The sequence below is a fragment of the Mycolicibacterium sphagni genome (genome assembly GCF_002250655.1).
GTDB classification, from domain to species: Bacteria; Actinomycetota; Actinomycetes; order Mycobacteriales; family Mycobacteriaceae; genus Mycobacterium; species Mycobacterium sphagni.
In genome coordinates, this window is record NZ_NOZR01000028.1 from 1 (window position 1) to 10,337 (window position 10,337).

The following is a 10,337-nucleotide window of genomic DNA, read 5'->3' on the forward strand; positions in this document are numbered from 1 at the left end:
CACCTCATGACTGCCCAGGCTACCTGCGCACGGCGCCCCCGGTGTTGCCTCTTGCTCAAGCGACGGGTTTACCACTGGCGACCTGTGTGGAACGTGATACCCGCATAACTGGTTCGCATGAAGATTCAAGAAAGTGAGGCGGCGTGGAACCCGACGTGCGCGCGACTTACGGGGCATCCCTGTCGCCTGACGCCACCGCGTTCGCCCACATCGTCGACGACGGCGGCTACCCGCGAGCGGTGCAACGGTTCCTGCGGGGCTGGCGGGCAAGTTCGTCCCGCGACGTCGAATTGCCGATACAAGGACCAGTCACTCGAGTTATGCACTCCGCCGATGGGTATTGGCTGGCCTGCCAGGTGGCCCCGGAAGGCAGCACCCGAAGCCAGATCTGGGTGGTCACCACCGACCCGGACGACCGGATGGCCCGCCGGATCGACGGGATGGGCGAGGACGGCGTTGACGGCACCGCCGAGCTGATCGCCTGGGACGGCACCCGGGTCTGCGCGATCCTCACCGGTGAGGATGGTGTCGGCCAGTCGAGTCTGATCGACCCCGCCGACGGCAGCGTCACGGTGTTGGATCGCCGATCCGGCGGACGATTGGTTGACGCGTGGGCGGGTTCAGCCCTGATTCGGGTCGGTCCACGCGGCTATCGCGAGCTGATCATGCGAACAGGTCCGACGGAAATCGCTTTACTGCCTTCGGATCCCGGCTCGAGCACCGACATGGGGGTGATCCTCGACGACCATCACCCCCGCCGGCTGCGGTCAGGGCCGGACGGCGACGAGATGACGCTGTATCACCCGGCCTACACCTACGGCCCGGATTTCGCCGACGGCTACGTGCGTGCGCTGATCCGCAGCGACAACGGCGCCTCACACAGTCGTCTGCTCGAAGTGACCGTCACCCCGGATGGGGTCGCTTATCACGTGGCCGCCGAGCGTCCTGGCCACGATCTGGACGAATTCGTGGTCAGCGACGACCTGTCGACCGTCGCTCTGTTGTGGAACATCAACGGCTGCAGCGAGTTACAGATCCTCGAATACGCGGACAACACACTGTCCGATCCAATCCCGTTGCCCAACTTGGTCGCTGGTGAGCTCTCCATCAGTGCGGGCGGTTCGATGGTGGCGATGACCATCCAGGGCGCTGACCTGCCCCGCACTGTCGAACTCGTCGACCCCCGATCACGGGAGTGGGAGCGCATCGACCGCAAACCGAGCGTCGGTCCGGTCTCCGCGCGCCCCAGAATGCACATAATGACTGCGCGCGACGGCCGTTCGCTGACCGGATGGCTGTATTGCCCCCCGCCCGGGGTGAAGCAGGCCGGCACGATGATCTATCTGCACGGCGGGCCGGAGGGTCAGGCCCGGCCCTCGCACAGCGAGATCTTCCCGGGGTTGCTCGATGAGGGGATCGCGGTGTTTGCGCCGAACGTGCGCGGTTCGGGCGGGCAGGGGCGCGAGTTCATGCACGCCGACGACAAGGACAAGCGGTTCGCCGCCATCGACGACGTAGCCGACTGCGCCCGCTACCTGGCCAGCCGCGGACTGGCTGATCCGGGCCGGATCGCTTGTGCAGGTTGGTCGTACGGCGGCTATCTGACGATGGCGGCGCTGACGTTCCATCCGGATCTCTTCGTCGCCGGGGTGAGCATCTGCGGGATGAGCGACCTGGGCACGTTCTACCGCAACACCGAGCCGTGGATCGCGGCGGCGTCTTATCCGGAATATGGCCATCCCATCGCCGACCGTGAGCTGCTCGATGCGCTCTCACCGCTACAAAGAGTGGATTCGCTCGTCGCTCCGTTGTTGGTGGTGCATGGCGGAACCGACACCAACGTGCCGGTCAGCGAATCAGAGCAAATCGTCGATGCGTTACGCGCCCGCGGCCGAAGCGTGCGCTATTTGCTCTTCGGGGACGACGGGCACGAGATCGTCAAGCGCGAGAACCATGCCGCCTTGGCCCGGGTGGTGGCCGACTGGCTGTCAGCAGCGTTCGAGGGACGAAGTGCTTGTGATGTTTAGGAAACTGTCGGGCGGGTAAAACCTTGTGCGCCAAGTACTGCGGACGATCGAGGAGGCTCACCATGCGAGGCCGCGGAATTCTAGGCGCAATTGTGATCGTATGGCTGGTTATCGGAGTTTTCGCTACCTGGCAGCGCGGCTATTTTTCTAATAGCCAAGCCAATTGCGCCACCGCAGGGTCTATTGCCCTGACTGTCGTGGCAGGCCCGTTGAACTATGCGGGAGTCAATCCCACGGTTGCAAGCTGCAACCTGCCGCAGCCAAGCAAGTAGCGACCAAAAGAGTTCAGCAACTGAGTGTTTGGAGGAAACAGTGATCGTTCTCGGAGCAATTCTTCTCGTTCTGGGATTCGTGTTGAATATCCAGATTCTGTGGACCATCGGTGTTGTCCTGCTGGTTGTCGGCGCGGTCCTATGGTTGCTGGGCAGCGTTGGGCGTCCGGTCGCCGGACGGCGCTACTGGTATTGACCGGCGCCGCGGGCATGACGGTCAGCGGAGGACAACGCCCCCATCGTCATCGCCCGTAGCACATCGCGTGAACGCCCCGGGTCGGCCGCTCTGGCCGCCAGGGGCTTCATGCTGTGTGGGGTCGAATTGAGCAGACCGAACACTGCGTGCGCCATCAGCCGGGCATCGGCCTCGTCGAGATCGGGGTGCACTTCGCGTTGCACCACCACCCAGATCTCGACATAGCTGCGTTGTGCGCGACGGACCTGGCGCTGCGCGGCTGCCGGCAGATGGGCAAGGTCGCGGTCCTGGATGCGGATGAGGTCCGACTCGCCCAGGGCGAAGTCGAGGTGAAATTCGATCAGTCCAGTCAGCGCTGCAGCCGGCTCGTCGGCGTCGTCGACCACGGCGCGCGCGCCGGCCAATAGCCGGGTGCTGATGCCGACCAGAAGCTCGACCAGCAGTGCTTCCTTGTTAGGGAAGTGCCGGTAGATCGCCGGGCCGCTGACCCCGGCCGCTGACCCGATGTCCTCGAGGCGCACAGCCTGGAAGCCGCGTTCAGCCATCAACCTTTCCGCCGCCGCCAGCAGGGCAGATCGTCGATCCGACTTCTGCCTGCTCCGGCTGGTTTGAGTCTCGATGGGGATCCTCCGGCAAGAGGTCTGGACGTTTCGGTTAATCTTCGTTAACGTAACACAAGTTAGTCGTCATTAACTCAATACGCGACGGGACATCGACGATGGCAACACCGGCCGCCAACCGTGAAGCGCATCTGCAGCTCGTCGAGCAGTTGCGCGGCAAGCTGGCCGCAGCGGCGCTCGGCGGCCCGGAACGCGCACGGGAGCGACACGTCGCGCGCGGCAAGCTGTTGCCACGCGACCGGGTGGACGGGCTGCTGGATCCCGGTAGCGCGCTACTGGAGGTCGCGCCGCTGGCCGCTGACGGGATGTATGACGACGAGTGCCCGGCCGCCGGGATCATCACCGGCATCGGGCGGGTGTCTGGGCGGGAATGCATGATCGTCGCCAACGATGCGACCGTCAAAGGCGGCACCTACTACCCGGTGACGGTCAAGAAACATCTGCGCGCCCAAGAGATTGCGCTGCAGAACCGGCTGCCCTGCATCTACCTCGTCGACTCCGGTGGTGCGTTCCTGCCCCGCCAGGACGAGGTGTTCCCCGACCGCGACCACTTCGGCCGCATCTTCTACAACCAGGCCACCATGAGCGCGGCAGGTATCCCGCAGATCGCCGCGGTACTGGGCTCGTGCACTGCCGGTGGCGCCTACGTTCCCGCCATGAGCGACGAGGCGATCATCGTGCGCAACCAGGGCACCATCTTCCTGGGCGGGCCGCCGCTGGTGAAGGCCGCCACCGGCGAGGTAGTGACCGCTGAAGAGCTCGGTGGTGGTGACCTGCATTCCAAGACGTCCGGCGTCACCGACCACCTGGCCCACGACGACCGTGACGCGCTGCGGATCGTCCGCCGCATCGTCGGCACCCTGGGCCCGCGGGAGCCGCGCCCGTGGGATGTCCGGCCCACCGTCGAGGCGATCGCCGACCAGCATGAGCTCTATGGCGTCGTCCCCGTCGACGCCCGAGTGCCCTATGACGTGCGCGAGGTCATCACCCGCATCGTCGACGGCGGCGAATTCAGCGAATTCAAGGCCGAATACGGCACCACCCTGGTCACCGGCTTCGCCCACATCCACGGCCATCCCGTTGGCATCGTCGCCAACAACGGCGTGCTGTTCGGTGAATCCGCCCTCAAGGGAGCACATTTCATCGAACTGTGCGACAAGCGGATGGTCCCGCTGCTGTTCCTGCAGAACATCACCGGCTTCATGGTCGGGCGCGACTATGAAGCCAGCGGCATTGCCAAGCATGGCGCCAAGATGGTGACCGCGGTGGCCTGCGCCCGGGTCCCCAAGCTCACGGTGGTGATCGGCGGGTCGTACGGAGCAGGCAACTACTCGATGTGCGGGCGGGCCTACTCGCCGCGGTTCCTCTGGATGTGGCCCAACGCCAGGATCTCGGTGATGGGCGGAGAACAGGCCGCCTCGGTGCTGGCCACCGTTCGCGGAGACATGACGCCCGAGGAAGAGGACGCCTTCAAGGCGCCGATCCGCACCCAATACGAACATCAAGGTAATCCGTACTACTCGACCGCGCGGCTGTGGGACGACGGCGTCATCGATCCCGCCGACACCAGAACTGTTCTGGGACTGGCACTCTCGGTGACTGCCAACGCTCCCGTCGAAGCTGTGTCCTACGGCGTCTTCAGGATGTGACGATGTTTACCAGTGTCTTGGTAGCCAACCGCGGTGAGATCGCCGTACGCGTGATCCGCACGTGCAAGGCGATGGGTATCCGCTCGGTCGCCGTCTACAGCGACGCCGACGCCGGCGCCCGCCATGTCACCGAGGCTGATATCGCGGTGCGAATCGGGCCGCCGCCGGCCCGGCAGAGCTACCTGGACATCGACGCCGTCGTGGCCGCTGCCCTGCGCACCGGCGCCCAGGCCGTGCATCCTGGTTACGGGTTCCTTTCGGAGAACTCCGATTTCGCCGCAGCGCTGGAACGTGCGGGGCTGGCGTTCATCGGCCCGCCGTCCGGTGCGATCCGCACGATGGGCGACAAGATCGCCGCCAAGGCCGCGGTGTCGGCGTTCGGAGTGCCGGTGGTGCCGGGCATCGCCCGGCCCGGTCTGACCGACGCCGAACTGATCGAGGCCGCCGGGGGCATCGGCTTCCCCATTCTGGTCAAACCGTCAGCGGGCGGCGGCGGAAAGGGGATGCGACGCGTCGACGATGCGGCCGAATTGCCGGCGGCGCTGGCCTCGGCACGACGGGAATCCGCCGCGGCGTTCGGCGACGACACCCTGTTCTTGGAGCGGTTCGTGTTGCAGCCCAGGCATATCGAGGTCCAGGTGCTCGCCGACACCTTCGGCACGGTCCTGCACTTCGGCGAGCGGGAATGCAGTCTGCAACGCCGGCATCAGAAGGTGATTGAGGAAGCGCCCTCACCACTGCTCGATCCGGACACCCGCGCGCGGATCGGTGCGGCCGCCTGCGACACGGCCCGCAGTGTCGACTACGTCGGCGCGGGCACCGTCGAATTCATCGTCTCCGCTGACCGGCCCGACGAGTTCTTCTTCATGGAGATGAACACGCGCCTGCAGGTCGAGCACCCGGTCACCGAGATGGTCACCGGGCACGACCTCGTCGAGTGGCAGGTGCGGGTCGCGGCGGGGGAGAAGCTGTCCATCACCCAGGACGACATCACACTGGACGGGCACGCGATCGAAGCCCGGGTGTACGCCGAGGACCCCGCCGCGGGCTTCCTCCCCACCGGCGGCCCGGTGCTGGGGCTGCTCGAGCCATCCGGCGACGGCATCCGGGTGGATTCCGGCCTGGCGCAAGGCATGACCGTCGGCAGCGATTACGACCCGATGCTGTCGAAGGTGATCGCCCACGGCGCCGACCGCGCTGCGGCGTTGCGCACGCTCGATCGTGCGCTCTCGGGGACCGCCGTGCTGGGTGTCGGCACCAATATCGAGTTCCTGCGGTTCCTGCTGGCCGACGGCGACGTGGTTGCGGGCCGGCTCGACACCGGCCTGATCGACCGGACCGTCTTCACCGGCGAGCCTGCCGGCGACGACGTGTTCATCGCCGCGGCCGCCTACCGCTGGCTACAGCGTTGGCCTTCCGTATCGGCCGACCTCTGGGATGTGCCCTCCGGATGGCGGATCGGTGCGGCCGCGCCGACGAGTATCCGGCTGCGCAGCGGCGAGCGGACTGATCACGTCCACATCACCGGAACCCCCGACTTCGCGACGACCAGAATTGAGAACGGTGAAAGTCATTCACTGTCAGCGCAGTTGGCGGGTGACCAACTCGCCGTCACCATTGATGGCATCCGTGGCACCTATGTGGTGGCCGTCGACGGCCAGCAGATCTGGCTGGCCGGTCAGGGACGAACAGTCGTGCTGGACGAGGTGCGCGAAGCGCCGGTACGGCCTGACGACGAGCTCAGTGGCAACGCCGAGCTGGTCAGCCCGATGCCGGGTTCGGTTGTAGCGGTGGGTGTATCCGACGGTGACGAGATCACCGCCGGCACCGTGGTGGTCGCCGTCGAGGCGATGAAGATGGAACATTCACTGACGGCGCCCGTCGACGGGGTGGTCGAACTGCACGTCGCCGTCGGCGACCAAGTCAAAGTGGGGCAACTGCTGGCCAAGGTCACCGCCGCCCAGAAAAGTGAGAAGTAGAGAAAGTGCGACAATGACCGACTTCCTTTCCACGGGAACACTTCCCGACGAATACGAGCAACTTGCCAAGACGGTGCGCGATTTCGCCCGAGCCGTCGTCGCGCCGGTGGCCGCCGAACACGATAAGCAGCACACGTTCCCGTACGAGGTCGTGGCGGGGATGGCCGAAATGGGTCTGTTCGGCCTGCCGTTCCCGGAGGAGTACGGCGGCATGGGCGGCGACTACTTCGCCTTGTGCTTGGCCCTGGAGGAACTCGGCAAGGTCGACCAGAGTGTGGCGATCACACTCGAGGCCGGCGTGTCGCTCGGCGCGATGCCGGTCTACCGGTTCGGCAACGAGGCGCAGAAGCAGGAGTGGTTGCCGCAGCTGACCAGTGGCCAGGCCCTCGGGGCGTTCGGCCTCACCGAGGCCGGCGGCGGCACCGATGCGGGGGCCACCAAGACCACCGCGCGCCTGGACGACGGGCACTGGGTGATCAACGGTTCCAAGCAGTTCATCACCAACTCGGGCACCGACATCACCCGTCTGGTCACCGTTACGGCGGTGACCGGAGGCACCGGCGACCACCGCGAGATCTCCTCGATCCTGGTGCCCGTGCCGGCGCCCGGGTTCACCGCCGAGCCCGCCTACGACAAGGTCGGCTGGAACGCCTCCGACACCCATCCGCTCACCTTCGAGGATGTACGGGTGCCGGAAGAGAACCTGCTTGGCGAGCGCGGCCGCGGATATGCCAACTTCCTCCGGATCCTCGACGAGGGCCGCATCGCGATCGCCGCACTGTCGACCGGTGCCGCCCAGGGCTGCGTCGACGAGAGCGTGAAGTACGCCGCCGAGAGAGCCGCGTTCGGCCAGCCGATCGGGAAGTTCCAGGCAATCGAGTTCAAGATCGCCCGCATGGAGGCCCGTGCCCATGTGGCACGCACTGCCTACTATGACGCAGCAGCGCTGATGCTCGCCGGTAAGCCGTTCAAGAAAGAGGCGGCGATCGCGAAGATGATCGCCAGTGAAGCCGCGATGGATAACGCCCGTGACGCCACCCAGATCCACGGCGGCTACGGTTTCATGAACGAGTACCCGGTGGCCCGACACTACCGGGACAGCAAGATCCTCGAGATCGGCGAAGGGACAACGGAAGTGCAGCTGATGATCATCGCCCGGCAGATGGGACTGTAGGTGAGCGAGTCCCCCGAGGAGAAGGTCGTCGTCCAGCGCGGCCTGTGGTTCGAGGAGTTCGAACTCGGAGTTCGTTACGTGCACGCCCCAGGCCGCACCGTCACCGAGGCCGACAACGTGTTGTTCACCACGCTGACGATGAACACCCAGGCGCTGCATCTCGACGCGGCGTTCTCCGATGGGCTCCCGCCGTTCAACCAGCGCCTGGTGAACTCGATGTTCACGCTTTCCACCATGGTCGGGCTGTCGGTGACACAGCTGACGCAGGGCACCATCGTCGGCAACCTTGGCTTTTCTGACATCGCTTTCCCCAAACCGCTTTTCCACGGCGACACTCTCTACGCCGAGACTGTCGTCACCGACAAGCGCGAGTCCAAGAGCCGCCCCGGCGAAGGCATCGTGACGTTCGCGCACACCGCGCGCAACCAGCACGGTGACGTCGTCGCGACGGCCAGCCGCAAGACCATGGTTCGGAAGAGGCCTGCCTGATGGCACTGGACAATCCGGGACCGGCCTGGCTGTTCTGCCCCGCCGACCGTCCTGAGCGCTTCGAGAAGGCTGCTGCCGCAGCCGATGTCGTGATCCTCGACCTCGAGGACGGGGTGGCGGCCAAGGACCGCGAGGCGGCTCGTGAGGCGTTGGTGGCCACCCAGCTCGACCCCGGTCGCACCGTCGTGCGGGTCAACCCGTCCACCACACCCGATCATCCGCTCGACCTGGCTGCGTTGGCTCACACGCCGTACACCACGGTGATGCTGGCCAAGACCGAGTCCCAGGGGCAGGTGACTGCCTTGGCGCCACTGGATGTCGTGGTACTGATCGAAACGCCGCTGGGTGCGTTGAATGTCGTCGAGTCCAGCCAAGCGGACAACGCATTCGCGGTCATGTGGGGTGCCGAGGATTTGTTCGCGGTTCTGGGCGGCACCGCGAACCGCTACCCCGACGGCTCTTACCGCGAGGTCGCACGGCACGTGCGGTCGCAGAGCTTGCTGGCGGCCAAGGCCTTTGGCCGGCTCGCACTGGATTCAGTGTTCCTGGACATCAAGAATCTGGACGGCCTGCGGGTCGAAGTCGACGATGCGGTTTCGGTCGGCTTCGACGCCAAAGTGGCCATCCACCCTAGCCAGATCGCGGTGATAAGGGAGGGCTACCTTCCCAGTGCTGAACAGGTAGGTTGGGCGCGACACGTGCTCGAGGCGGCCCGCGATGAACGCGGTGTCTTCCAATTCGAGGGCATAATGGTGGATGCCCCGGTGCTTCGGCGAGCAGAGCGCATCGTCCAGCTAGCGCCCGACCCCGGCCACTAGCTGGAGCCTGCCACAACAGGTTTGCTCCGACCGCCTCTGCACCGGTAGAGGAGGCGGTTATGGATCAACCGGTTCAACTCGTAGGGCCCGACGGAACTGCGACGGCCGAAAGCCGATATCGCCGTGACCTGCCGCCGGAAACCCTTGTCTGGCTGTACGAGAACCTCGTTATCACACGGGATCTCGACGTCGAGTTCGTCAATCTCCAACGTCAGGGCGAGCTGGCCCTTTACGCCTCATGCCGTGGTCAGGAGGCCGCACAGATCGGCGCGGCGGCATGCCTGCGCAAGACCGACTGGCTGTTCCCGCAATTCCGCGAACTGGGTGTGTTCCTGGTCCGCGGAATCGCCCCGGCACAGCTGGCCGCCGTCTGGCGCGGCGCCTGGCACGGCGGTCTGGATTTCACCAGCAAGTGCTGTGCGCCGATCGCCATCCCCATCGCCACCCACGCACTGCACGCCGTCGGCGCGGCGATGGCCGCCCAACGGCTGGGCGAAGATTCGCTGACGGTGGCATTCCTCGGCGACGGCGCCACCAGCGAAGGCGATTCGCACGAGGCGATGAACCTGGCCGCCGTCGAGAAGGCGCCGTGCGTGTTCTACATCCAGAACAACCAGTGGGCGATCTCGGTGCCCGCGAGTCGACAGTACGCCGGCCCGACCATCGCCCATCGGGCGATCGGCTACGGAATGCCCGGAATCAGGGTCGACGGCAACGACATCCTGGCCTGTTACGAGGTGATGGCCGAGGCCGCCGAACGCGCCAGGGCCGGCGACGGGCCGACCCTCATCGAGGCCGTCACTTACCGGATGGAACCGCACACCACCTCCGACGACGCCACTCGGTACCGCACGGCCCTCGAACTCGAGGAGTGGTCGGCCCGCGACCCGATCGCCCGGTTCCGCACCTACATGCAGCAGGCCGGGCTGCTCACCGAGCGGCTGGAGACGCGCGTGCAGGCACGCTCGGCCCGGCTGCGCGCCGAACTCCGTGACTCGGTGGTGGGTGCCCCGGACCCGGATCCCAGCGAGCTGTTCGATCACGTCTACGCCGAGATCACGCCCTTGTTGTCGGCCCAACGCGCGCAATTGCGCTCCGAAATGGCCTAGGAGG

General features: G+C 65.9%; 10 protein-coding genes. 9 read left to right on the plus strand and 1 reads right to left on the minus strand.

Going from position 1 to position 10,337, the window contains the following annotated elements:
• Window positions 1-143 precede the first annotated feature (143 nt).
• From CG716_RS24985 to CG716_RS30350, 3 genes are all read left to right on the plus strand, one after another.
• Window positions 144-2,027, plus strand: a complete 1,884-nt coding sequence (locus CG716_RS24985) for an alpha/beta hydrolase family protein (RefSeq protein WP_094483828.1) — start codon at window positions 144-146, stop codon at window positions 2,025-2,027.
• Window positions 2,028-2,089: 62 nt separating this feature from the next.
• On the plus strand, window positions 2,090-2,299 hold the full coding sequence (locus CG716_RS30905; RefSeq protein ID WP_094483829.1) for a hypothetical protein: 210 nt from the start codon (window positions 2,090-2,092) through the stop codon (window positions 2,297-2,299).
• Between the two features lie 40 nt (window positions 2,300-2,339).
• A complete protein-coding gene (locus CG716_RS30350; RefSeq protein ID WP_094483830.1) occupies window positions 2,340-2,495 on the plus strand; it encodes a DUF6131 family protein in 156 nt (51 codons plus the stop codon).
• Here CG716_RS30350 and CG716_RS25000 read toward each other — a convergent pair.
• Window positions 2,483-3,121, minus strand: coding sequence for an SACE_7040 family transcriptional regulator (locus tag CG716_RS25000; RefSeq protein WP_094483831.1), 639 nt, complete (start codon window positions 3,119-3,121; stop codon window positions 2,483-2,485). The two genes, CG716_RS30350 and CG716_RS25000, sit on opposite strands and share 13 nt — an antisense overlap.
• A 92-nt stretch (window positions 3,122-3,213) precedes the next feature.
• Here CG716_RS25000 and CG716_RS25005 point away from each other — a divergent pair, with 92 nt between their 5' ends.
• Genes CG716_RS25005 through pdhA form a run of 6 tightly spaced genes read left to right on the plus strand, consistent with a single transcriptional unit; the run spans window position 3,214 to window position 10,333 of the window.
• Entirely contained in the window at window positions 3,214-4,764 is a 1,551-nt protein-coding gene (locus CG716_RS25005) for a carboxyl transferase domain-containing protein (protein ID WP_094483832.1), read from the plus strand.
• Window positions 4,765-4,766: 2 nt separating this feature from the next.
• On the plus strand, window positions 4,767-6,743 hold the full coding sequence (locus tag CG716_RS25010) for an acetyl/propionyl/methylcrotonyl-CoA carboxylase subunit alpha (RefSeq protein WP_094483833.1): 1,977 nt from the start codon (window positions 4,767-4,769) through the stop codon (window positions 6,741-6,743).
• 13 nt (window positions 6,744-6,756) lie between these two features.
• On the plus strand, window positions 6,757-7,917 hold the full coding sequence (locus CG716_RS25015; protein WP_094483834.1) for an acyl-CoA dehydrogenase family protein: 1,161 nt from the start codon (window positions 6,757-6,759) through the stop codon (window positions 7,915-7,917).
• Window positions 7,918-8,406 (plus strand): MaoC family dehydratase, encoded by a 489-nt coding sequence (locus CG716_RS25020; RefSeq protein WP_094483835.1) that lies wholly within the window; start codon window positions 7,918-7,920, stop codon window positions 8,404-8,406.
• Window positions 8,406-9,224, plus strand: coding sequence for an HpcH/HpaI aldolase/citrate lyase family protein (locus tag CG716_RS25025; protein WP_094483836.1), 819 nt, complete (start codon window positions 8,406-8,408; stop codon window positions 9,222-9,224). The genes CG716_RS25020 and CG716_RS25025 overlap by 1 nt, the downstream gene beginning before the upstream one ends.
• A gap of 59 nt (window positions 9,225-9,283) precedes the next feature.
• Entirely contained in the window at window positions 9,284-10,333 is a 1,050-nt protein-coding gene (gene pdhA / locus CG716_RS25030) for a pyruvate dehydrogenase (acetyl-transferring) E1 component subunit alpha (RefSeq protein ID WP_094483837.1), read from the plus strand.
• Window positions 10,334-10,337 lie beyond the last annotated feature (4 nt).

Coding starts and splice junctions, on each gene's coding strand:
- CG716_RS25005 (WP_094483832.1), top strand. CDS start 3,214: ATGGCAACACCGGCCGCCAACCGTGAAGCGCATCTGCAGCTCGTCGAG.
- CG716_RS25015 (WP_094483834.1), top strand. CDS start 6,757: ATGACCGACTTCCTTTCCACGGGAACACTTCCCGACGAATACGAGCAA.
- CG716_RS25025 (WP_094483836.1), top strand. CDS start 8,406: ATGGCACTGGACAATCCGGGACCGGCCTGGCTGTTCTGCCCCGCCGAC.
- CG716_RS25010 (WP_094483833.1), top strand. CDS start 4,767: ATGTTTACCAGTGTCTTGGTAGCCAACCGCGGTGAGATCGCCGTACGC.
- CG716_RS30905 (WP_094483829.1), top strand. CDS start 2,090: ATGCGAGGCCGCGGAATTCTAGGCGCAATTGTGATCGTATGGCTGGTT.
- pdhA (WP_094483837.1), top strand. CDS start 9,284: ATGGATCAACCGGTTCAACTCGTAGGGCCCGACGGAACTGCGACGGCC.